This is a genomic window from Promicromonospora vindobonensis, from assembly GCF_042685865.1.
Lineage (GTDB): Bacteria > Actinomycetota > Actinomycetes > Actinomycetales > Cellulomonadaceae > Promicromonospora > Promicromonospora vindobonensis.
On record NZ_JBHUOG010000001.1, the window covers coordinates 1,654,350 to 1,676,858 of the forward strand.

General features: G+C 71.1%; 16 protein-coding genes. 5 read left to right on the top strand and 11 right to left on the bottom strand.

The genetic code is table 11. The annotated features are described in order from the left end of the window. Positions 1-6 precede the first annotated feature (6 nt). Both ACFS27_RS07460 and ACFS27_RS07465 read left to right on the top strand, forming a co-directional pair. Entirely contained in the window at positions 7-795 is a 789-nt protein-coding gene (locus tag ACFS27_RS07460) for a serine hydrolase (RefSeq protein ID WP_377181518.1), read from the top strand. 77 nt (positions 796-872) lie between these two features. After that, entirely contained in the window at positions 873-2,516 is a 1,644-nt protein-coding gene (locus tag ACFS27_RS07465) for an AMP-binding protein (protein WP_377181520.1), read from the top strand. 79 nt (positions 2,517-2,595) lie between these two features. Here the strand turns inward: ACFS27_RS07465 and ACFS27_RS07470 are convergent, their stop codons facing one another. Next, on the bottom strand, positions 2,596-3,831 hold the full coding sequence (locus tag ACFS27_RS07470) for a kynureninase (protein ID WP_377181522.1): 1,236 nt from the start codon (positions 3,829-3,831) through the stop codon (positions 2,596-2,598). Positions 3,832-4,139: 308 nt separating this feature from the next. Between ACFS27_RS07470 and ACFS27_RS07475 the strand changes: the two genes are divergently transcribed. Further along, positions 4,140-7,427, top strand: a complete 3,288-nt coding sequence (locus ACFS27_RS07475) for a discoidin domain-containing protein (RefSeq protein WP_377181524.1) — start codon at positions 4,140-4,142, stop codon at positions 7,425-7,427. A 72-nt stretch (positions 7,428-7,499) separates the two neighbouring features. On the opposite strand, the gene ACFS27_RS07480 is transcribed toward ACFS27_RS07475, so the two are convergent. The 7 genes from ACFS27_RS07480 to mfd all read right to left on the bottom strand — a co-directional run bounded on the left by ACFS27_RS07480 (position 7,500) and on the right by mfd (position 16,836). Next, positions 7,500-8,360 (bottom strand): hydrolase, encoded by an 861-nt coding sequence (locus ACFS27_RS07480; protein WP_377181526.1) that lies wholly within the window; start codon positions 8,358-8,360, stop codon positions 7,500-7,502. 1 nt (position 8,361) lies between these two features. Continuing rightward, positions 8,362-9,165: a tryptophan 2,3-dioxygenase gene (locus tag ACFS27_RS07485; protein ID WP_377183641.1), complete on the bottom strand. Its 804-nt coding sequence runs from the start codon at positions 9,163-9,165 to the stop codon at positions 8,362-8,364. 77 nt (positions 9,166-9,242) lie between these two features. Next, positions 9,243-10,496 carry a type II toxin-antitoxin system HipA family toxin gene (locus tag ACFS27_RS07490; RefSeq protein WP_377181528.1) on the bottom strand — a complete coding sequence of 418 codons (1,254 nt, stop codon included), beginning with the start codon at positions 10,494-10,496 and terminating at the stop codon, positions 9,243-9,245. Positions 10,497-10,509: 13 nt separating this feature from the next. Then, complete coding sequence (locus tag ACFS27_RS07495) at positions 10,510-10,812, bottom strand: helix-turn-helix transcriptional regulator (protein WP_357474878.1); 303 nt, start codon at positions 10,810-10,812, stop codon at positions 10,510-10,512. A gap of 158 nt (positions 10,813-10,970) precedes the next feature. Next, positions 10,971-11,906, bottom strand: a complete 936-nt coding sequence (locus ACFS27_RS07500) for an ABC transporter substrate-binding protein (RefSeq protein ID WP_377181530.1) — start codon at positions 11,904-11,906, stop codon at positions 10,971-10,973. Between the two features lie 615 nt (positions 11,907-12,521). Then, on the bottom strand, positions 12,522-13,028 hold the full coding sequence (locus tag ACFS27_RS07505; RefSeq protein WP_377181532.1) for a peptidoglycan-binding domain-containing protein: 507 nt from the start codon (positions 13,026-13,028) through the stop codon (positions 12,522-12,524). 187 nt (positions 13,029-13,215) lie between these two features. Next, positions 13,216-16,836 carry a transcription-repair coupling factor gene (mfd, locus tag ACFS27_RS07510; protein WP_377181534.1) on the bottom strand — a complete coding sequence of 1,207 codons (3,621 nt, stop codon included), beginning with the start codon at positions 16,834-16,836 and terminating at the stop codon, positions 13,216-13,218. Positions 16,837-17,007: 171 nt separating this feature from the next. On the opposite strand from mfd, the gene ACFS27_RS07515 reads away from it, so the two are divergent. Together ACFS27_RS07515 and ACFS27_RS07520 are read left to right on the top strand one after the other, a co-directional pair. Then, positions 17,008-18,108 carry an acyltransferase family protein gene (locus tag ACFS27_RS07515; protein WP_377181536.1) on the top strand — a complete coding sequence of 367 codons (1,101 nt, stop codon included), beginning with the start codon at positions 17,008-17,010 and terminating at the stop codon, positions 18,106-18,108. Positions 18,109-18,159: 51 nt separating this feature from the next. After that, on the top strand, positions 18,160-19,014 hold the full coding sequence (locus ACFS27_RS07520) for a hypothetical protein (protein ID WP_377181538.1): 855 nt from the start codon (positions 18,160-18,162) through the stop codon (positions 19,012-19,014). Here the strand turns inward: ACFS27_RS07520 and ACFS27_RS07525 are convergent. From ACFS27_RS07525 to ACFS27_RS07535, 3 genes are all read right to left on the bottom strand, one after another. Then, positions 18,977-20,101, bottom strand: a complete 1,125-nt coding sequence (locus tag ACFS27_RS07525) for a DNA polymerase III subunit beta family protein (protein ID WP_377181540.1) — start codon at positions 20,099-20,101, stop codon at positions 18,977-18,979. The genes ACFS27_RS07520 and ACFS27_RS07525 overlap by 38 nt on opposite strands. A 4-nt stretch (positions 20,102-20,105) precedes the next feature. Beyond that, entirely contained in the window at positions 20,106-21,380 is a 1,275-nt protein-coding gene (locus ACFS27_RS07530; RefSeq protein ID WP_377181542.1) for an MFS transporter, read from the bottom strand. A gap of 115 nt (positions 21,381-21,495) precedes the next feature. Then, the gene (locus tag ACFS27_RS07535) at positions 21,496-22,419 is read right to left on the bottom strand and encodes an AraC family transcriptional regulator (protein WP_377181544.1); all 924 of its coding nucleotides are present in this window, start codon (positions 22,417-22,419) and stop codon (positions 21,496-21,498) included. Positions 22,420-22,509 lie beyond the last annotated feature (90 nt).

Here is a 22,509-nt window from a genome sequence, read left to right on the forward strand (position 1 = left end):
TCACACATGGTGTCGACAGGAACGCACAGCGACGGGGTCCCGGTGGTTGCGTACCGGATCGCCAGGGCGTCGGGCAAGGTACTGGCCGCACGCCAGGACCGTCTGGACTTCTACGCCGCCTCCACCGTGAAGCTCGCGGTGCTCGTCGCGGCGGCACGCGAGCTCGACGCCGGGACGGCAAGCCTTGACGAGACCCGGTCGGCCACCCGCACCTTCACCTCGCAGGTCGCCGGCGCGGGCGAGTACACGATCGAGCCCGACGACGTCGACGACGGGCTCCCGCCGGACGGCACCCCGATGCCGCTGGGCGACGTCATCGAACGCATGATCACCGTCTCCTCCAACGAGGCGACCAACATGGTCGCGGACCGCGTGGGCCTGCCCGCCGTGAACAAGGTCCTGGCCGACGCCGGCGCGACCGACTCGGTCTTCGGCCGCAAGTACTCCGACCTGGCCGCCGAGGCGGCGGGCGCCTCGCACCGCACGACGGCGGCCGACCTGTGCCTGCTCATGTCGGCGCTGGTCGCCGGCAAGCTCGCGAGCGTCGAACGGACCGGCTGGATGTGCGAGCTGCTCGGGCGCCAGACCGACCGCCAGCTGACCGCGGCCGTACCGCACGGCGTCCCGTTCGGTTCCAAGTCCGGCTGGGTGGACGGTATCCGGCACGACGTCGCGTTCGTGGGCGAGCCAGGGCCGGACACCCTGGTGATCTCCGTGTGCACGCGCGGCTACGACGAACAGGCCGCCGAGGAGACCCTCAGGTCCATAGGCGCCCTGGCGTTCGCCCTCGCCTGACGCCCTCTTGGGGGTTGCCCAGGGCTCCCGTTTCCTATTGAATGCGTCTGCAATAGCGGCGAGCCACAGGAGGCGACGTGCTGATTTCCGGCGCGACACAGACGCGGCCCACCAACCTGGTGCAGGTCGATCGCAAGGAGAACCTGTTCAACCAGGGCTTCCATCTGGTCCGGTCCGGCGTCCTCGCCCCTGGCCTCCGTGTGCACCGGGATGTCGGTGCGATCTGGCAGCTCCTCACCTGGGGCCCGTCCATCGCGGGCGGCTACCGCGCCAGCGCCGTGCGCGCCCCGCACCAGACGGCGATCGTCGACGACCAGCGCGGCTCGACCTTCCGCGAGCTCGACGATCGCACCGACCGGCTGGCCAACGCCCTCAAGGACCTGGGCGTCGGCGTCGGCACGCCCGTCGGCCTGATGTGCCGCAACCACGGCGGCCTCATCGAGGCCATGGTGGCGCTCGCCAAGCTCGGGGCCACCACGCTGCTCTTCAACTCCGGCCTGTCCCCGGTCCAGGTGTCGGACATCGTCGCCGAGCAGCAGCCGTCCCTCTTCCTCGCCGACCAGGAGTTCCTGGACACGCGGCCCGACCTGCCCGCTGACCTACGGGTCGCCACCACCTGGACCGACGACGGCGCCTCCGACCTCGCCGAGCTCATCGCCTCTGGCGGCCCGGCCGGCGTGCCCGTCCCGGAGCGGCCCGGCCGGACCGTCGTCATGACGTCGGGCACGACGAGCACCCCCCGAGGGGCTCGTCGCCCCCAACCGCACGGGCTGAACGAAGCGGCATCGCTGCTGTCCGTCCTCCCGCTGCGGACGGGCGACCGGATGATGATCGCCACGCCGATCTTCCACACCTGGGGGCTCGCAGCCCTGCAGCTCGGCATGGCCCTGCACGCCGAGCTGGTGCTGCAGCGCCGGTTCGATCCGGAACACGTCCTCCGGGCGATCGAGGAGCGACAGGTGACCACCCTGGTCGCGGTGCCGGTCATGCTGCAGCGCATCCTCGACCTGCCGCCCGAGGTGAAGGCCAGGTACGACACGTCGTCGCTCCGCGTCGTCGCCTACTCCGGCTCCGCCATGCCTGCCGCGCGGATCACCCAGTTCCTCGCCGAGTTCGGTCCCGTCCTCTATGGCCTGTACGGCTCCACCGAGGCCTCGTGGGCGTCGATCTCAACGCCGGAGGACCTGGCCGCCGAGCCGACGACGGCGGGCCGCCCGCCCCTGGGCACCCGCATCGGCATCCTGGACGACGACGGCCGGCCGGTGCCCCGCGGCGACGTCGGCCAGATCTGCGTCGGCAACGGCATGCTGTTCGAGGGGTACACGAACGGCACGGGCAAGCCGATGTTCGGCGACCTGATGGCCACGGGCGACCGCGGCCGGCTCGACGCCGACGGCCGCCTCTACGTGGTGGGCCGGGCCGACGACATGATCGTCTCGGGCGGCGAGAACGTCTTTCCCCGCCCGGTGGAGGACGCGATCACCGCCATGCCGGAGGTCGCTGACGCCGCCGTCTTCGGCATACCCGACGAGACGTTCGGCAACCGGTTCGCCGCGTACGTGGTGCTGCACGACGGCGCGACGCTCACCGCCGAGGCCCTGATCGACCGGCTCCGGGAACGCCTCCCGCGCTTCTCGCTGCCGCGCGACGTCCACTTCCTGGCCGAGCTCCCCCGCAACCCCACGGGCAAGGTTCTCCGCCGCGACCTCCCCACCCCCTGACCCTCTTTGTTGTGGGCGTGATCGTTGCGCCTAAAACGGGCGTGCAGTCGCAACGATCACGCTCACAGCAAGGGGGTGGTCAGCCCAGGAGGGAGCGGATCAGCCAAAGGCCCGCCGCCACCTCGGCGAAGCTCGTGCTCAGTGGGGAGAGGCCAACCCGCAGACCCTGCGGCGGGCGGAAGTCCGGCACCACTCCGAGCGCCCAGGCCTGCGCGACGACCCGCTTGAAGTCCGGGTGGTCGAGCATGACGTGGCTGCCACGGCGCTCCGGGTCGCGCGGGGAGGCCACCCGCACGCCGGCCAGGTATTCGTCGGCGATCTCGATCGCGAACCCGGTCAGCGCCAGCGACTTCGCCCGCACCGCCGGCATCCCGGCCACCTCGACGAGGGCGAGCATGTCGCGCATCGGCAGCATCCCGATCACCGGCGGCGTGCCGCTGATGAGCTGCCTGATCCCGGTGGCAGGCTCGTACTCGGGTCCCATCGCGAAGGGGTCGGCGGCGCCCATCCAGCCCTGGACCGGCTGGCGCACCTCGTCCTGGAGACCGGCCGCCAGGTAGGCGAAGGCAGGCGAGCCCGGTCCCCCGTTCAGGTACTTGTACGTGCAGCCGACGGCGATGTCCACGCCGTCGGCGTCCAGGTCCAGCGGGACGGAGCCCGCCGAGTGGCAGAGGTCCCACAGGACGAGCGCACCGGCGTCGTGCACGATCCGCGTGATCGCCGGGAGGTCCGCGACGTAGCCGGACTTGTACGCGACGTGGCTGAGCAGCACAAGGGCGGTGTCCTGCCCGACGGCGGCCGCCACGTCCTCCGGCGTCACGCCCGCCTCCGCGTCGGGGGTGATCCACCGGAGCTCGAGGCCACGCTCTGCCGCGATGCCCTGCAGCACGAAGCGGTCCGTGGGGAAGTTCTCCGTGTCGGCGACGATCACGCGGCGTCCCGGCCGAGCGTCGACGGCGGCGCGGGCCAGCTTGTAGAGCAGCACCGTCGTGGAGTCGGCGACGACGGTCTGTCCCGGCGCAGCGCCAAGGACGACCCGGCCGACCGTGTCGCCGAGCTCGGTCGGCGCTTCCATCCAGCCCTCGTCCCAGGACCGGATCAGACGCGCGGCCCACGGTCCGTCCACGAAGGAGGCGAGCCGCTCGCGCGTGGCGGCCAGCGGCCGGCCCAGCGAGTTGCCGTCGAGGTAGGCGACCAGGCCATCGCTCGGGGCGAAGAGGTCGCGGTACCGGGCCAGCGGATCGGCGGCGTCGAGCGCGGCAGCCCGTTCGCGCAGCTCTGCGGGCAGGTCGGCGTGTGGTGCGGGGTCGGTCACAGGTGCTCCAGGTCGTTCGGCTTCGGCCCGAGCGTACGTCCTGAAACGCTCTGCCTGAACCAGTCCGCGCCGCCGAACCCTTGACGCCCGGGTGCCGGCGTCAGTAACGTCCATGCCGCTCGTGTGCAAGAACTTGACAACTGTCTGCTTGTTTATGAACAGCACCATGGCAAGTACCGACGACTCATTCTGGTGACGACCCCGTCAAAGAGGACGGGAGATCGGGGACGACGATGTTCCGCAACGCCACGCCACGCCACGTACCGGCCCATGGACGCAGACCGGGACCAGCTCCCGCGCTCCTGTCGGTGCTCACCACCATCGCCGTCACGGCGGTGGTCCTCGTGCCCACGCCGGCCGCCGCAGCGGCGGGCGTGCTGTCCACCGGCGCCCCCGCGACGGCCAGCAGCAACAACGCGCCCTACCTGGCCGGCAACCTGACCGACGGCAACCCAGCCACCTACTGGGAGTCGACCAACGGCAGCCTGCCGCAGTGGGCGCAGGTCGACCTCGGCACCGGCGCGACCGTCGAGGAGGTGGTGCTCCAGCTCCCCGCCGCGTGGGAGGCCCGCACGCAGACGCTGTCGGTCCAGGCCGGCGCCGACGGTTCGAGCTTCACCACCTTGGCCGCGAGCGCCGAGCGGCGGTTCGACCCGGCGTCGGGCAACACGGTGTCCATCGATGTCCCGGACACGAGGGCGCGTTACCTCCGGGTCGCCGTGACCGCCAACAGCAGCTGGCCGGCCGGCCAGCTGTCGGAGCTCGAGGTGCGCGGCACGCGCGCTGCCCCGGACCCGGACGAGCCGGTGGAGGGGACCGACCTCGCGGCGGGCCGCACCATCGAGGCGTCCTCGACCCAGTGGACGTACGTCGCCGCGAACTCCAACGACGGCGACACCGCGACGTACTGGGAGGGCGCGGGTGGGCAGTACCCGAGCACGCTCGCCGTGACGCTGGAGTCGGCGGCCGAGCTGAGCGGCGTCGTCGTGAAGGTGCCGCCGGCCACCGCCTGGGGGCCGCGTACGCAGACGTTCGAGGTACAGGGCCGCACGGGTGCCGGCGACGCGTGGGCGACGCTCGCGCCGTCGGCCGGTCATGCCTTCTCCCCCGCGACGGGCAACTCGGTGACGGTTCCCTTCACCGGGACCGCGCGGGAGGTGCGGCTGCGGTTCACCGGGAACACGGGGTCGGGGAACGGGCAGGTGGCTGAGCTGCAGGTGTTCGGCGCGCCCGCGGCGAACCCGAACCTGACGGTCACCGGTGTCACCGCCGACCCGGCGTCGCCGACGGAGTCGGACGACGTCACGCTGTCCGCCGTCGTGAAGAACATCGGGACCGAGGCCTCGGCCGCGACGGACGTCTCGTTCACGGTCGACGGCGACGAGGTGGCAACCGGCGAGGTGGGTGCACTCGATGTGGGCGCCGAGGCCACGGTCACGGCGGACATCGGCTCGCAGGAGGCCGGCTCGTACGAGATCGGGGCCGACGTCGACCCGTCGGGTGCCGTCACCGAGCAGTCCGAGACCGACAACGCCTACACGCACCCGGACCCGCTGGTGGTGACCGAGGTCGCGAGCTCCGACCTGGTCCCGACCGTGTCCTGGACCCCGACCACTCCGGCGGCGGGCGAGACGGTGACGTTCTCGGCCCGGATCGCGAACCGGGGGACGCTCGCCACGGGCTCCGGCCCGCACGGCCTCACGCTCACGGTGAAGGACGACACCGGCTCGGTGGTACGCACCCTGACGGGCTCGGTCTCCGGCACGATCGCCGCGGGCGGCACCAGCCAGAGCGTGGACCTGGGCACCTGGCCGGCCGCCGACGGCGCGTACGACGTCACGGTGACCGCGGCCCCCGACCCGACGGAGGTCGCGGCCAAGCGGGCGAACAACGCGGCCACGCAGTCGCTGTTCATCGGCCGCGGCGCGAACCTGCCGTTCGACACCTACGAGGCGGAGGACGGCGTCGCGGGCGGCGGGGCGGTCGCCGTCGGGCCCAACCGGGTGGTCGGTGACCTCGCGGGCGAGGCGTCCGGACGCAAGGCCGTCACGCTGGACCGGACGGGCGCCTACGTCGAGTGGACCACGCGCGCGGCGGCCAACTCCCTGGTGGTGCGGTTCTCCATGCCCGACGCCGCGGGTGGCGGCGGCACCAACGCGACGCTCGCGGTCTACGTCGACGGTGAGTTCCGCAAGAACATCGACCTGACCTCGCGCTACGCCTGGCTGTACGGCAACGAGGCGAACCCGGGCAACCAGCCGGGGCAGGGCGCCCCGCGGCACGTCTACGACGAGGCGAACACCCTGCTCGGCACCACCGTCGAGGCGGGTTCGACGATCCGGCTGCAGAAGACGGCCAGCAACACCAGCCGGTACACGGTCGACTTCGTCGACCTGGAGCAGGTGACGCCGCAGGCCAACCCTGACCCGGCCCGGTACGTCGAGCCCGACGGGTTCTCGCACCAGGCCGTCCAGAACGCGCTCGACCGGTTCCGCATGGACTCGACGGGCAACCTGGCCGGGGTGTACCTCCCCGCCGGCGACTATCAGACCGCCAGCAAGTTCCAGGTCTACGGCAAGGCGGTCGACATCGTGGGCGCCGGGCCGTGGTTCACCCGGTTCCACGCACCGGCCACGCAGGAGAACACCGACATCGGGTTCCGGGCCGAGGGCACGGCGAACGGTTCGACGTTCCGTGACTTCGCCTACTTCGGCAACTACACGTCGCGGATCGACGGGCCGGGCAAGGTCTTCGACTTCGCGAACATCTCCGACATGACCATCGACAACATCTGGGTCGAGCACATGATCTGCATGTTCTGGGCGGCCAACATGGACGACTCGGAGATCAAGGAATCACGGATCCGCAACACGTTCGCGGACGCCCTGAACATGACCAACGGCAGCGCGAACAACCACGTCCACAACAACCAGGCGCGCGGCACCGGGGACGACTCCTTCGCGCTGTTCGCAGCCACCGACGCCGGAGGTAACGGCCAGCGCGGCAACGTGTTCGAGAACCTGACGTCCACGAACACCTGGCGGGCCGCCGGCCTGGCCGTCTACGGCGGGCAGGACAACACGTTCCGCAACATCTACATCGCGGACACGCTCGTCTACTCCGGCGTGACCATCAGCTCGCTGGACTTCGGCTACCCGATGGAGGGGTTCGGCCCGGCGCCGACCACCTTCGAGGGCATCTCCGTGGTGCGCTCCGGTGGGCACTTCTGGGGGAACCAGGTGTTCCCGGCCGTGTGGCTGTTCTCGGCATCCAAGCCGTTCACCGCCATCCGGATCAACGACCTGGACATCGTGGACCCCACGTACTCCGGGATCATGTTCCAGACCCAGTACCTCGGGGGCCAGCCGGTGAACCCCATCCAGGACACCGTGTTCACCGACGTCTCGATCACCGGTGCGCAGCGCAGCGGCGACCAGTACGACGACCGGTCCGGGTACGGCATCTGGGCCAACCCGATGCCGGAGGCAGGGCAGGGCCCGGCTGTCGGCTCGGTGACGTTCAACGGCCTGACACTGCAGGACAACTACCGCGACATCGTGAACGACACGTCGACGTTCACGATCAACCGCAACTAGCCGCACCGGGCTTCTGCCCGTGAATGGTGGTGGGGGCCTGCGGCCCTGACTCGGCGTACCTGGTACAGCGAGTCAGGGCCGCAGGCCCTGGTCCTGGACGCGTCGGGCCGCCGACCGGAGCCAGGCGATCAGCTCGGCGGCCGTTCGCGGCACCGGGCCCGGCGCCGTCAGGGCAGGGGCATCCGGCGCCCCCAGGACCGCCCGCCGCAGCGCCTCCCCTTCCAGCACCCGCCCCACCAGCTCGATCTCGCGCTCGTTCACGCCGACCGGCGTCGGCCCGTTGCCCATGTCCGTCCCGTACACGAGCGTTCCGCCCGCCGCGACGAACCGTCGTGCGTTGCCGATCGCCCGGTCGAGGCCGGCCCTACCGCCAGGCCCGTCGTGGATCGCGAGGGTGGAGATCCAGGTCATGTGCGCGGCCCGGGCGACCAGCTCGAGCGACAGCGTCTCCGTCCATGGCACGTGCACCAGCGTGTCCGCCCCGGCCTCGACGGCGCGCTCGGCCTGGCCCGCGCCCTCGGCGTGCACGACGACGGGCAGCCCCGCCGCGTGCGCCTCCGTGACCAGCGTGCGCAGGACGTCGTCGGGCAGCAGGGCCATGCCCGCGTGCAGGGCGACCTTGACCGCGAAGCCGCCACCGGCGACGACGTCCGCCACTGCCTCCGCGGCGGCGCGCGGCGAGGGGACGGGTCGCACCGCGGCGTCGGGCGCCCACGAGCGCCCGCTCGGGTACCCGCCGGGCGCGGTATGGAAGGGTCCCGCATACCGTACCCGCACGCCCGACGGCGGGGTGGTCGCCCAGGCGGCCGCCTCCCGCGGGTCCCAGCCCAGGTCGTGCACCTCGACGACCGGTCCGTCGGCGAGGAGCGCCCGGTCGACGAGACCCAGGTGCACGTGCCGGTCGACGACGCCGGGGAGCGTCACGTCCGGCACGTCACGCACCGAGCGGGCCGTCGATCTCGGTGCGCACCGAGATGAGCTCGGGGAAGAACGTCAGGTCGAGGGCGCGCTTCAGGAAGCCGACGCCGCTGGAGCCGCCGGTGCCCGTCTTGAAGCCGATGGTGCGCTGCACGGTGCGCAGGTGGCGGAACCGCCAGAGCTGGAACGCGTCCTCGATGTCGACCAGGTCCTCGCACGCCTCGTACAGCTCCCAGTGGCCGTGCGGGTCCTCGTAGATCGTCTTGAAGACGGCGATCAGCTCCGGGTGCTCGACCCAGGTCTCCGTGACGTCACGGTCCAGGATGCCGGCCGGGACCCCGTGACCGCGCCGGGCCAGCAGGCGCAGGAACGCGTCGTAGACGGTGGGCTCGCCGAGCAGCTGCTCGAGCTGCGCATGGATCTCGGGCTTGCCGCGGAAGACCTGGAGCATGCCGGCGTTCTTGTTGCCCAGCAGGAACTCCACGGCGCGGTACTGGTGGGACTGGAAGCCCGAGGACTGTCCCAGCGAGCCCCGGAACTCCGCGTACTCGCTCGGGGTCAGGGTGGCCAGCACCGACCACTGCTCCGTGATCGTGCGCTGGATGTGCTTCACCCGGGCCAGGCCCTTGAGCGCACGTGACAGGTCGTCGCTGTCGAGAAAGCCCCGTACGGCACGCAGCTCGTGCACCACGAGCTTGAGCCACAGCTCCGTGGTCTGGTGCTGGATGATGAACAGCAGCTCGTCGTGGTGCGGGGGGTCGCTCATCGGGTGCTGCGCCGAGAGGAGCTCGTCGAGCCCGAGGTAGGAGCCGTAGTCCATCTCGTCGCGGAAGTCCGTGCGGATGGAGGCCTCGAGGGGCCGGGTGTTACCAGTCACCTATGGAGCGTAACCCCGCCTCAGGCGGCTCGGGCCTCATCACCGTTCGGGTTCTCGAACGCCTCCGCCATCAAGGCGATCTCCTCGGGAGGGAGCGACATCTCGCGTGCGATCCGCGTCCAGCCCGACGTCGCCGCGGCCACCTCGCCGAGCACCCGCCTGGCATCGTCCTGGCGGAGGCCGTAGGAGTCCGCAGTGGCCAGCAGCTCCCGCACGTCACGGTCGATGCGGTTCCCGCCGGGGCGCAGCGGCGTCGACTCCGCGACGGCGAACGGGTTCGGGTTCACGTCGAACAGCGGCGAGAGCGACCAGCCGTCCGCGCGACGGAGGAAGCCGTGGTTCTTCATGTGGTCGTCCACGTTGCGCACGAGCAGCGTGAACGCGACCCGGCGGAACAGGTCGTGCCCGTCCGTGGCCGGGCGCCCCGAGTGGTCTGCGAGCGTCTCCGCGAGCGTCCGATAGTCGATGACCTCGAAGAACGCCTTCTGCGTGAGGCTGTCGGCGGACAGAAAGCCGATGCGCCCGCCGTCCGGCCGCCGGTCGAACCGGCGCGTCAGCAGGATGGACCGCGCCGGGCCGATGCGGTGCAGCCGCGCCACCGGCACCTCGATACCGGCGTTCGAGGCGAGCCGCAGCGTCAGATACTCCCAGGCCTGCACGTCCCACCGGTCGCCGCTCTCGGGCAGCTTGGCCATCCACAGGTCGCCCGCGCTGTCCCGCACGGTCACCTTGGGCCGTGCCCCGCCCATCGACGTCCCCGCCGCGACCAGGAGCCGCACGTCCTGGTCGGTCTCCCGGTGCTGCGCGACGGCGTCCGCGGCGTCCGTCAGCGAGGGCAGCTCCACCAGGTCGGGAACCTCCGCCCGCGGTGGTCCGAGGAAGGTCTTGCCCTCGTCCAGCGAGAAACGCAGCGCGCCCAGGCGGGTCTCGTCCTGCACCCCGAGCAGGAAGTCCACCTCGGTGAGCGTCATGAACCCGCGGCCCTCCGCACGGGCGGCCCGCCGTTCCGCGTGGAACAGCAGGGTGCGGCCCCACTGATCGGGCTGACAGTCCGCGAGGACGCCGAACAGCGGCCGGTCGCTGCCGGACGGAATGTTCCCGGGGGTCAGCGGCAGCTCGGGGCACAGGGCGTACGCACGCGGGTCACGGAGGTAGGCAGCGTCGTAGCGGAACGTGCAGCCCACCAGGGCGCCGCCACGATTGAGGTGCATGTCGAGGTCACCGGCGCGGGCCTGACCACCGCCCGGCAGCTCGACCTCGACATGTATCGACACCGGGACTCACCTCTCAGCTGGGGACTCTGACGCGCTGCGGCAGGGCACGTTCCGCGTGGAACCTGCCCATCTCGGTGGTCAACGGGTCGCTGGCGCCGACGACGGCGTCCGCCACGCCGAGCACGCGCAGCACCGCGAACGTGTTCTCGAGGCTGACCGTTCCTGTGCCCGTCTCGATGGCGCGCAGGGTGGTGCGCGTGATGCCCGCGCGGTCGGCGACGAGCTGGGCCGTGAGGCCGTGGATCTTGCGCCAGGCGCGGACGTGGTCGCCGAGTGCGGCGAGGTCGCGCTGGGTACGAAGGGACGTTCTGGCCATGACTGCTCCTTTCGGTTACCAGGCTAACCGACGGAGCGGGTAATGGTCACTAGAGTGACCACTATTTTCTTGCCGCCCTGGAATCCCCCGCCGCGGACAGCAGAACGGGCCGCCCCACGGTGTGGGACGGCCCGTCAGGCATGACGCTCAGCGCTAGCTCACTGCTGCGCCTGGTTGTTGATGGTGGCCGTCTCGATCGCGCCGACCGAGAGGTCGTGCTTCTCGAGGATCTTGGCGTAGGTGCCGTCGTCGATGATGCTCTGCACCGCCGCCTGGTAGGCGCGGACCAGCTCGACGTCGCCCTTGAGGAACCGGAAGCCAAGGGGTGTCGGGTTGATGATCTCGGAGTTCCCGACCTCGAAGATGTCACCGGAGCCGACCTGCTTCGCGTTGTACACACCCGTGGACCACTGCGTGAGCTCCGCGTCCGCCTTGCCGGCCTCGACCTGAGCGAGTGCTTCGGCGTCGGTGCCAAAGAGCATGATCGTGACCTGCTCGGCCTTGCACTCGTTCTCATTGAGCGCCATCAGCGCCGTCTGCTGCGACGTGTGGTCGTCCGGGTCTGTGCCACCGAGCACCGCAACCGGTCGGCCGCACAGGTCCTCGAGGGTCTCGATCCCCTCCGGGTTCCCGGCGGGGACCATGATCGCGTCACTGTCGTTGTAGTAGTCGACGAAGTCGGAGTCTTCCTGGCGCAGTGCGGTGTCCGACATGGCCGCGGCCACGATGTCGACGTTGCTCGCGTACAGCTCCTCGACCAGCGAGTCCCACGGCATGTCGTGGAACGTGTACTTCAGCCCCAGCCGGTCCGAGGCGGCGTCGAACAGGTCGATCTCGAACCCGACGATGCGGCCGGCCTCGTTCGTGTACTCGAAGGGCGGGTAGCCCGACTCGGTACCGACCGTGATGCGCGTGGACTCCGCCAGCAGCTCACCCGGCAGCATGGCGCGCAGCTCCGGATCCACCTCGACCGCCTGCTCCGCGGCCTCCGCCGTCTCGTCCGAGCTGGTCGAGCAGCCGGTCAGCAGCGCTCCGAGCGCGGCTGCTGCCGCGATCGAGCTGATAACCGCACGCGCGCGGTGTCCGAGAGCCATGCGGGGTCCTCCACACAAAAAAGACATGATGAGCGAGTTACGCGGGTGGAGCCTATACGGTCCTGGCGAGTTGCTGTGAATCCGAGTTTCACCTACGCCCACGGGGGCGGCACCGAGACTCATGCGCCGGTGCCGACCTTAGCGGCAGCGCCCACACCGCCAGGATCACCACGTCGATGAGGCCGAGGCCCCCTCCAGCACCTGGTGCCGCGCAGCGAGGAACAACGGCGCGCACCTCGTCGTGCGCACCTGAAATCCTCCCACCACCACTACCCCCGTGGAAGCGTGCACCCCGGGCGCTAGTTGACCACCCCGGGCAGCCTTGCACTGAACATGGCGCGTGAGCTCGGTCGCCCCTGGGTCAGGCGTCACCCATGCGGAAAACCTAGTGCTCCTCGACCATTGCGATTGGAAATCGCCTATCCAAAGACAAATACTCCAGCCAATTCCGCGCCAACCGCTGACCCATAACGATCACCGAAAATCACTCCGGCTACGGAACCGATCCCATGATCGGTTCCGTAGCCGGTACGACCCCTCAGTGAGCGAGAGCCCGTGCACCCAAGCGTGGGCCTAGCCTAGCCACTTGCTAGCGCCCAGTAGTGCGATCGCAAATCAGAAATTGTGGCTATTGCTACACCCGACACGACCACTTCCACCAGGGTTCGCGCCCCACCTTAGGAACATCACGTCACGAGTCGTGGGGCCGTACTCGCCATCCGCGCCGACTCCGTGGCGGTTCTGAATCTTCTTGAGAGCATTGAGCGTGTCGTCGCCAAAGTAGCCGTCCGATGCGAACCCGCCACTCCAGGAGATCCGTCCAGTATCGATGTAGCACAACTTGATGTGTGTCTGGAGCCGCGACACCGCCGGATTCGAGTAACTCCGGTCATAAGCCAACCAACATGAGACGCTGGATCCGCGAGCAGGCATCTTGAAGTAGCCGTCCTGGCCGGAGTCGTACACCTCGCGAGAAGCGTTGCACTTCTCGTATGCGGCTGGCGCCACCGACGCCGACGCATGAGGCACCATGACGACCATCGTGCTGAACGCGGCGATGAAGACGAAAAAGAACGCGGATAGCACTGTCTTAATTGAATAGGTTCCGCTTGCGGATGTCATTGACACGCTCCAGGATCTCCAGGCCGACAATTTGTCAGCACGTCCCCCGAACCTAGTGGGCAACGGTCCCTGCGGGTACCTTAAGGAATGGCGGACATATGACACATATCGGTCATGGCGCTTATCCGCCAGGGTGATTTTTGACGTCCTGTATTGACTCGGACCGAGACGTCGGTCGCGTACTTGGTCACCGCGCTCCGGTCCCAACTTTCGCCGCAGCGCCCACGTCAGCCAGAATCACCGCATCGATGAGGCCGCGCGCCCACTCCAGCACCTCGGTGCCGCGCAGCGGCCGTCCGCCGATCCGCGCGGTGGTCGGGAACGGCACGAGGATCGCCCGGATGGCGGGCTTGAGGATCGTGCCGGGGTAGAGCCGCTTGAGCCGCAGCTGCGCCGACTCGGGCAGGTTCAGCGGCGCGAACCGGATGAACTTCCCCTGCGCGGTGATGTCCGTGAGCCCCGCCTCGCGGGCGTGGTTGCGGAAGCCCGCGACGTCGAACAGCGCGTCCGCCACGTCAGGCAGCGCGCCGTAACGGTCGGTGAGCTCTGCACGCACCTCGTCGAGCGCCGCGGCGTCGTGCGCGGTGGCGATCTTCTTGTAGGCCTCCAGCCGCAGCCGCTCGGTGGCGATGTACGCCTCGGGCAGGTGCGCGTCGACGGGCAGCTCGATGGTGACCTCTGGGGCCTCCTCCTCGGCGTCGCCACGGAAGGCCGAGACCGCCTCCCCCACCATGCGCACGTAGAGGTCGAACCCGACGCCGGCGATGTGGCCGGACTGCTCGCCGCCGAGCAGGTTGCCCGCGCCGCGGATCTCGAGGTCCTTCATGGCGATCTGCATGCCGGCGCCGAGGTCGGTGTGGGCGGCCATGGTGGCGAGCCGGTCGTGCGCCGTCTCGGTCAGCGGCTTCTCCGGCGGGTAGAGGAAGTAGGCGTACGCCCGCTCGCGCCCGCGGCCGACGCGCCCGCGGAGCTGGTGCAGCTGGGACAGGCCCAGCATGTCGGAGCGCTCGAGGATCAAGGTGTTGGCGTTGGAGATGTCCAGGCCGGTCTCGATGATCGTTGTGCACACCAGGACGTCGAGCTCCTTCTCCCAGAAGGCACGGATGACCTGGTCGAGCTGGTGCTCGCTCATCTTGCCGTGGGCCACACCGATGCGAGCCTCCGGCACCAGCTCGTTCAGCCGGGAGGCGGTGCGCTGGATGGTCTCCACCTTGTTGTGCACGTAGAAGACCTGCCCCTCGCGCAGCAGCTCGCGGCGCAGCGCGGCGGCGATCTGCTTCTCCTCGAAGGCGCCCACGTAGGTGAGGACGGGGTGCCGCTCCTCCGGGGGCGTGGCCAGCGTGGACATCTCGCGGATGCCCGTCACCGCCATCTCGAGCGTGCGCGGGATCGGCGTGGCGGACATGGCCAGCACGTCCACGTTGGTCCGCAGCTGCTTGAGCGTCTCCTTGTGCTCGACGCCGAAGCGCTGCTCCTCGTCGACGACCACCAGCCCCAGGTCCTTGAACACGACCGAACCGGTGATGAGGCGGTGGGTGCCGATGACGACGTCGACGCTCCCGTCCTTGAGGCCGGCGAGCGTCTCCTCGGACTCCTTGGCGGACTGGAAGCGGCTCAGCGCCCGGACGTTGACGGGGAACCCGGTGTACCGCTCGGAGAAGGTCTCGAAGTGCTGCTGCACCAGGAGCGTCGTCGGCACGAGGATGGCCACCTGCTTGCCGTCCTGCACAGCCTTGAACGCGGCCCGGATCGCGATCTCCGTCTTGCCGTACCCGACGTCGCCGCACACCAGGCGGTCCATCGGCACGGACTTCTCCATGTCGGCCTTGACCTCGTCGATCGTGGCGAGCTGGTCAGGGGTCTCGACGTACGCGAAGGCGTCCTCGAGCTCACGCTGCCACGGGGTGTCCGGGCCGTAGGCGTGGCCCTGCGTCGCCATGCGCGCGCTGTAGAGCCGGATGAGCTCGCCCGCGATCTCCTTGACGTGCTTGCGGGCCTTCGCCTTGGTGTTCTTCCAGTCCGCACCGCCCATCTTGGACAGCGACGGCGACTCGCCACCGGTGTACTTGGTGACCTGGTCCAGCTGGTCGGTGGGCACGAACAGCCGGTCGCCCGGCTGGCCCCGCTTGCTGCTCGCGTACTCGATCACCAGGTACTCGCGTGTGGCCCGGTTGCCGCCGGTACCCATGGTGCGCTGTGCCATCTCGACGAACCGGCCGACGCCGTGCTGCTCGTGCACCACGAAGTCGCCCGCCTTGAGCTGCAACGGGTCCACGACGTTGCGCCGTCGGCTGGGCATCTTGCGCATGTCGCGCGTACCGGAGCCGGCCCGCCCGGTCAGGTCCTGCTCGGAGAAGACAGCGAGCTGCAGGTCGGGCGCCACGAAGCCCTTGCCGACGCCACCGGCCACGACGTGCACGACCCCGGGCTCCGGCTCGTCCTCGAGCGAGATCGCCAGCCGGGCCGCCGTGCCCGCCGCCGACAGCTGCTCCGTCATGCGCTTGGCCGGGCCGTGCCCCTCGGTGGTCAGGACGAGTCGCCAGCTCGCGAGCTGCAGGCCGCGCACGTCGTCCAGCGCCCGCGCGAGGTCGCCGCGGTACGACTCGACGTCGCGCGCACTGACCACGAACGTGTCGGACCCGGAGACCGCTCCGGTGCTCTCCGAGCCTGGCGCGTCGGTGAGCGCGTCGGTGAGCTCCGTGTCCTGCGTGAAGGCGGACAGCGTCCACCAGCCGAGGCCGCGCCGCGCCGCGATCTCGCGCACCTCCGCGAAGGTCTCGAAGGAGGCCGCCGACAGGTTGATCGGCGCGGCGCCACCTGCCACGGCACCGGTCCAGGCCGCTGCGAGGAACTCCTCGGTGGTCGCGACGAGGTCGTGGGCGCGCCGGCGCACGCGCTCCGGCTCGTTGACCACCAGCAGCGCATCGTCCGGCATGAGCTCCAGGACGGGCACCATGCGGTCCACCAGCACCGGGGCGAGCGACTCCATGCCCTCGACCGCGACGCCGGCGGCGAGCTTGTCGAGCATCTCGACCGCACCGGGCAGGCTCTCCACGAGCTCCGCCGCGCGCGCCCGGACCGCGTCGTCCAGCAGGATCTCGCGACAGGGCGGCGCCCAGAGCCCGCGCTCGGCGATCTCGAGGCTGCGCTGGTCGGCGACGGCGAACCAGCGGATCTCCGTGACCTCGTCGCCCCAGAACTCGCAGCGCAGCGGGTGGTCCTCCGTGGGCGGGAAGACGTCGAGGATGCCGCCGCGGACGGCGTACTCGCCGCGCCGCTCGACCATGTCGACGCGGGTGTAGGCAGCGGCCGTGAGCCGCTCGGCGACGTCGGTCAGGTCGGCGGTGGTACCGATGTCGAGCTGGACGGGCTCGAGCTCCCCCAGGCCCTCGACGACGGGCTGCAGCAGCGCACGCACCGGCATCACCAGCAGGCGGACCGGGCCGTCCTGCCCGTGCCCCTCCGCCGGGTGGGCGAGCCTGCGGAACACCGCGATCCGCTTGGCCACGGTGTCGGCACGCGGGCTGAGCCGCTCGTGCGGCAGGGTCTCCCAGGCGGGAAGCACCGCGACGTCGTCCGCCCGGTCCTCCGGGAGGTAGCTGCGCAGGCCGGCCGCCAGCTCGTCGGCCTCCCGGCCCGTGGCCGTCACGACGACGAGCGGGCGCTGCTCCGCGGCGGCCACCAGCAGCGGCGGGCGCACGCCGGCAGGGCCGACCACGTCGACGAAGCCGCGGGCACGCACGCGTTCGACGGCGGCGGACGCGCCGGGATCACGGAGGAGGGCGGGAAGCAGGCCGGTGAGGTTCATGGGGGTCTAAGTCCTTCGATGGCGCACGACGACGGGCCCACCACGAGCACGACCCGGGTGCGGGTCATGGAGTGAGGGGCTGGTCCCAGGCTACTCCCGGCCACCGACAGTGGCCCTCCGCCGTCATCTCGTCGCGCTCCGGGCGTGCCCGGGCACGTACGATGTCCGGCGATGTTCACCCCATCCGAGCCCCCGCGGCACGCAGGAGTGCCGGCTCGCGGTCACGACGCCGTCGGGCAGCACACAGCCGTGCGCCTCGCCTGGCCCGACGCCGCCCGCGGCCTCGCGATCGGCCTCGTGGTGCTCTACCACGCGACCAACTGGACCTGGTCGACGGGCTACGAGGTGGGCGTGCTGCGCGAGATCAACGAGACGCTGCGCAGCCTGCGCATGCCGTTGTTCTTCGCGATCTCCGGGATGTTCGCCGCCAAGTGGGTGGCGGCGCCATGGTCTCGCCTGGCGCGCGGCAAGCTGCTCTTCTTCGCCTGGGTCTTCGTGCTGTGGGAGCCGATCTCGCTGATGGTCCGCCTCCTCACCGGCTACTACCAGGTGGCCGACGCCGACTGGGGCACCCTGACGCACGACCTCGCCTGGTCGCTGCTGATCCCCCGCTCCGAGCTGTGGTTCCTCTGGACGCTCGCGGCGTTCTTCGTGATCGCGCGGGTGCTGCGCCGGGTGCCGGTGCCGGTGCAGCTGGTGGTAGCAGCAGGGGTCAGCGGCTGGGCGCTGGCGGGCTGGGAGCCGGAGACCATCGCCTGGCGGGGAACCGCACAGTTCGTGGTGTTCTTCCTGGGCGGGCTGCACCTGCGGCCGCTGCTCGAGCGGTTCGCCGAGCGGGTCACGTGGCTCTGGGCGGTCGCTGCCGTCGCCGTCTGGTTCGGCGTCGAGATCGCGGTGCGGGAGCTCGGCCTCGCCGAGGTCCCCGGGTTCTACCTGTTGGCCAACATCGCGGGTGTGCCGGCAGGGGTCGCGGTGAGCGTGCTGGCCTCCCGGGTCCCCGGAACGCGGTATCTGCCCAGGTCACTCGGGTTGGAGTGGATCGGCTCGCGGACCCTGCCGGTGTTCGTCACCCACACGTCGGTGGTCCTCGCGCTGCTCTCGGTACTCTGGCGGAACGGCATATGGATTCCCGCACCCCAGTCGCAGTGGCTGCCGGTGCTGCTCTGGGTGGTGGCGGTCGCCGTCGGGCTGGGGCTGGGCGCGCTGGCACCTCGGATCGGCGCACGCTGGTTGTTCGCGCCGCCGCGCCCGCTGGCAGGTCCCGGCCGCTGAGCCATGGTGGGTCGTACACCGACCACGACGTCATCGAAGCAGGGGGAGCCAATGACCGAGCTGACAGCGGGAGACCCGGAGCGGACGACGAAGGACCAGACGCCACCCGGCCCGGCGAGCATCGCGCTGCGGCCCGTCGGCTACCTGCTGGTCGGCCTGGTCTGGCTGACGATCTGGTTGTTCGCCGTCGGCATCCTGGTGGGTTCGGTGCTCTATCTCGCGTACGACGACCCGGAGAGCTTCCTCGCCGTCGACGGCAGGAGCCCGCTGGCCCAGGGCACCGTCCTCGTGGTCATGGGACTCCTCGTCGGCCTGGTCGTCGGTCCAGGAGGGTGGCACGTCCTGACCGCGTCGTGGCCGCTCGCCGTGCTGTCGTTCACCTACGCGGTCCGCTCGCTGCGGCCCTCCTACGCACGGGAGAGGCTCTCGTTCACGGGGTACGCGGTCCGGGGCAGCACGTTCGGTCCGCCCACGGTGGGTGACGTGGCGATGTCGCTCCAGCCGGTGCGTCCCAGCCGGTTCACGGACGCGCTGATGCGCTTCTACCTGGCGGGCTGGACCGTGAGCGTACGGATGCTCCTCGCGATGGTGCCTGCCGGCCTCGCCTGGCCGCTCGCTATCGTCGCCGTCACCCCGGTGGCCTCGGAGCGTGCGCACCTGGTGGCCGGCGTGCTGGCGGTCGTGCTGCTCCTGGTGTCACTCGTGCTCGGCGTCCGGGCCTTCCGGCTCGGCGACTTCGACGCGGGTCGGGCCGCCGGTGCCGGCGCGCACGGCCGCGCGGGTCAGCCGGACGGCGCCGACAGGACCGGCCCGGACGCCGGCGTCACCTCGGCGTCCCCCGAACAGCTCGCCCGCCGCAGGGAGCTGGTCAAGAAGCAGCGCGCGAAGCGGCTGCGCCAGACCTGAGCGCGGCGTCCGCCGGGGCACCCGGCAGTACCCGCACCGGCATCAGCAGGCTGCGGTCCTCCGGCCGGGCCAGGCACGCCATGGCCAGCACCTGGCGCGCCGCGTCGAGCGCCAGCGTCACGTCGCCACCGCCCAGCGCCGCGAGCGCCTCCAGCAGGTAGCCGCGGTCGAACGCGACAGCGCCGGGCACGGTCGGCGGGACGACGTCGACGCCGCCGTCGTGCAGCAGCACCGCGACGACGTCCAGCCTGCCGGGGACGGTGGCCGGGGTGTTCACGAGAGCGGGCGTGTCGATCACAACCTGGCTGACCAGGTCCGATGCCGGTAGGCGCACCTCGCGCGCCCAGCTCGCCTGCAGCAGCGCCTCGTAGTCCGGGTACTCGGCGGCGACCGGTGCCGTGACGATCGGCTCCGTGCCGTGCGTGCTGAACACGGCCCGGTCGATCCGCAGCTCGACGGCCACCATCGGTCCGCTCGCGCCGTCCGGCACACCGCCGTCGGGCAGCGCCGCAAGGGCGGCGAGCGGCGCGACGAACCGCACCGGTGGCCCGTCGACGTGCCGGACCGGCAACGACGCGACGGCGAGCCGAGCGCGGTCGCAGGCGACCAGCCGTAGTACTCCGTCGGAGCAGTCGAGCAGGACGCCGGTCAGTGCGGGCCGGCCGAGATCCGACCCGACGGCGTAGCGGACGGCGGCGAGCGCCCGCGCAAGCTCCCCTGCCGGCGCCTCGAAGCATGTGGCCGGCGGGTCGGCGAGCAGCGAACGGGCGTCGGACAGCTGTGCCCGCGCGGCGGCGAACCGCGTCTCGAGCTCCTGCTGGTGTCGTTCGAGGACGGTCAGCGCCTCGGTGGGGCGATGACGGCTCGCGAGGACCGCGGCGATGTCGGCGAGCGGCATCTCGACCTGGCGCAGCCGGGCGACCAGCCGGGCCTGGTCCACCTGGTCGCGCGAGTACCAGCGGTAACCGGTGACCGGGTCGGACCAGGCGGGGCGGAGCACGCCCGCCGCGTCGTAGAACCGCAGGGCGCTGACGGGCAGGCCGCTCTCGCGGGCTGCGGCGCCGATGCCTCGCAGGTGTTCGTGCATGCGCTCACTGTGCACTCTCGACCGGCTCGAGGGTCAATCCCTTGAGGGTCCTCGCACCGCCGACCGCGCAGCCCAGCAGCCCCAACGCACAGGCGCCCCCCGCGAGCAGCGGGGACGTCGCGCTCGCGAGCGCGCCGATCCCTGCGCTGGTGAGCGTCACCGCAAGGACCTGCACCAGTCCGACCAGCGCCTGGACCCGTGCGAGATGCGTGCGCGGGGCGGAACCGAGCACGACGGGTGCGAGGTGGGCCGTGAACAGCCCGCTCCCGGTGCCCACGAGTGCTGCCGCGCCGACGGCCACCCCTTCGCCGACGGAGGTCACGGCGGCCGCCACCAGCACCGCCTGCCCGATGGCAGCCACGGCGAGCCCGCCCGACGCCGCCGCGCCCGGTCTCCGCGCCCCGCCCCGCCGGGCGACGACCACCGTGACCACGATGATCCCCGCACCCTGCGCGCCGGCGACGAGCCCTGTCGCCGACGCGCTCCAGCCTGCCTCGCGGGCCAGGAGCGGGAGCACGAGCGACATGGTCGGCAGGAGGAACGCGGCGGCGCCGGCGACCAGTGCCAGCGCGCCGACCATGCCCGGGGTGCGACGGACCACGCGCACGCCGTCGAGGGCAGCCCGCCATACCGGCACGCTCCTGTCCGACGGCGGGGTCGGGTACCGGGGCCGGACGAGCAGGAGGACGACCAGCACCACGAGGAACGTTCCCGCATCGAGCAGGGCGACCGCGCCGAGCCCACCGGACGCGACGAGGACCCCGGCGAGCGGCGCCCCCAGCAGGACCACCGTCTGGGTGGCCCCCTGCCGGAGCGCCAGGGCGCGGGTGAGCTGCGCGTCCGCGACGAGGCGCCGGGGCATCGACCCTGCCGAGGGGCGGTAGAACGCCGAGACCACCCCGTGCAGCACGCTCGCCCCGATCAGGAGCCACAGCGGCGTGCCCACGTGCAGGACGGCGAGCACCAGTGCCACCGACATCACCAGCATCGCGGCGTCGCCGGCGATCATGACGCGGCGCGCGCCGAACCGGTCGGCGACGGCCCCGCCCAGCAGGAGCAGCAGCGCGGACGGCAGGCTCCCGGCAGCGAGCACCAGCCCAGCGGCCGCGCCACCGTGCTCTGCCGCCACCCAGCCGATCGCGAAGCTGAGCACCACGTCACCGAGCTGCGAGACGGTGGCGGCCGCGAGCCACACCAGGTACGACGCAGGGAGCTGCCGACGTGTCGGCGCCGGGTGGGGCGACCGTGGCCGGGCGGCGTAGGAGTAGGAGAAAGTCATGCGGGAACCCTGCGGTCTCGACCTGCTGGAGGGTCAATGCGGCCTCTCGCACCGAGGTCGACCTCACGGCTGGTTCAGCGACCGACAACGGGCCGTAAGTGCCGGTCGGCCCCGCTCAGCGGTGAGTCGCCACGTAGTCGGTCGGGGTCTGGCCGTAACGGTCACGAAAGACCCGGGTGAAGTGGCTGCCGTCGGCGAACTGCCAGCGGGCCGCTATCTCCGTGACGGTCATCCGCCGCGGCCGGGCGATGAGCGCGCGACGCGCCTCGTCGAGGCGGCGCTCGCGGATGTGGGCGGTCATCGACTTCCCCTCGGCCGCAAACGCCCGTTGCAGGGTCCGCACGGAGACGTTCAGCTGCCGCGCCACTGCGGCAGGCGAGAGCTCGGGATCGGTGAGTCGCCGGTCGGCGAGGTCTCGAGCAGCCAGTGCCAGCGCCGGCGCCAGGCGGGGCTCCACGTCGTCGAGACCGCCGTGGACGACGGCCCTGGCCAGCTCGGCCAGGGTCTCTCGCGCGGCGTCCGCTCCGGCCGGCTCCAGGTCGTCCAGCACCCGGCGCACCATCGTGGCGTGCGCAGTCAGCAGGCGCACCTCCGCGGCGTCGGTCCGGCCGGACGCCGCCGCTCCCCTCGGACGTGAGATCTCGGCGGCGGGCAGCACGAGCACCTGGGCGGAGGTGCGTGGCATCGCGGCGAAGTGCGAGAGCCTCCCCGCTTGCACCAGGAACCGGCCGGCCGGTGCCCCGTGCTCGGCTCCACCTGGCTCGCCGAACCGCCAGCCGCCCCGGTGGACGATCCACAGGCGCAGGTGACCCTCGGCCCCGACCCGCGCTCCCTCCGTCCGGAGGGCAGCCGCGTTCTCGAAGTCGTTGAAGATCATGTCCCGCAGCCGGAACCCGCGGGACCGTGCCCGGAAGCCGGCGACGGTCGCCCGGCTGTACGGCGGCAGCGCGAACTTCTCGCCCATCCGGGCCTGCCACTCGCGTGCGAAGTCACTGAAGGCGTTCCCGCCGCTCAGACTCACCGAGAACGTGCCGTCCATCGTCTGTCGCGCATCTTCCATCCGGGTTGTCGCGCTGGTCCGAGCCCGCTGGGCCGCAGTCTCTCTACGGTGGCGACGTGAACCGGAACG

Bases quoted from the DNA above. Each gene is read 5' to 3' on its own strand.
- ACFS27_RS07460 (WP_377181518.1), top strand. From the start codon at position 7: ATGGTGTCGACAGGAACGCACAGCGACGGGGTCCCGGTGGTTGCGTAC.
- ACFS27_RS07485 (WP_377183641.1), bottom strand. From the start codon at position 9,165: ATGGACTACGGCTCCTACCTCGGGCTCGACGAGCTCCTCTCGGCGCAG.
- ACFS27_RS07495 (WP_357474878.1), bottom strand. From the start codon at position 10,812: ATGGCCAGAACGTCCCTTCGTACCCAGCGCGACCTCGCCGCACTCGGC.
- ACFS27_RS07500 (WP_377181530.1), bottom strand. From the start codon at position 11,906: ATGGCTCTCGGACACCGCGCGCGTGCGGTTATCAGCTCGATCGCGGCA.
- ACFS27_RS07505 (WP_377181532.1), bottom strand. From the start codon at position 13,028: ATGACATCCGCAAGCGGAACCTATTCAATTAAGACAGTGCTATCCGCG.
- mfd (WP_377181534.1), bottom strand. From the start codon at position 16,836: ATGAACCTCACCGGCCTGCTTCCCGCCCTCCTCCGTGATCCCGGCGCG.
- ACFS27_RS07515 (WP_377181536.1), top strand. From the start codon at position 17,008: ATGTTCACCCCATCCGAGCCCCCGCGGCACGCAGGAGTGCCGGCTCGC.
- ACFS27_RS07520 (WP_377181538.1), top strand. From the start codon at position 18,160: ATGACCGAGCTGACAGCGGGAGACCCGGAGCGGACGACGAAGGACCAG.
- ACFS27_RS07525 (WP_377181540.1), bottom strand. From the start codon at position 20,101: ATGCACGAACACCTGCGAGGCATCGGCGCCGCAGCCCGCGAGAGCGGC.
- ACFS27_RS07530 (WP_377181542.1), bottom strand. From the start codon at position 21,380: ATGACTTTCTCCTACTCCTACGCCGCCCGGCCACGGTCGCCCCACCCG.
- ACFS27_RS07535 (WP_377181544.1), bottom strand. From the start codon at position 22,419: ATGGACGGCACGTTCTCGGTGAGTCTGAGCGGCGGGAACGCCTTCAGT.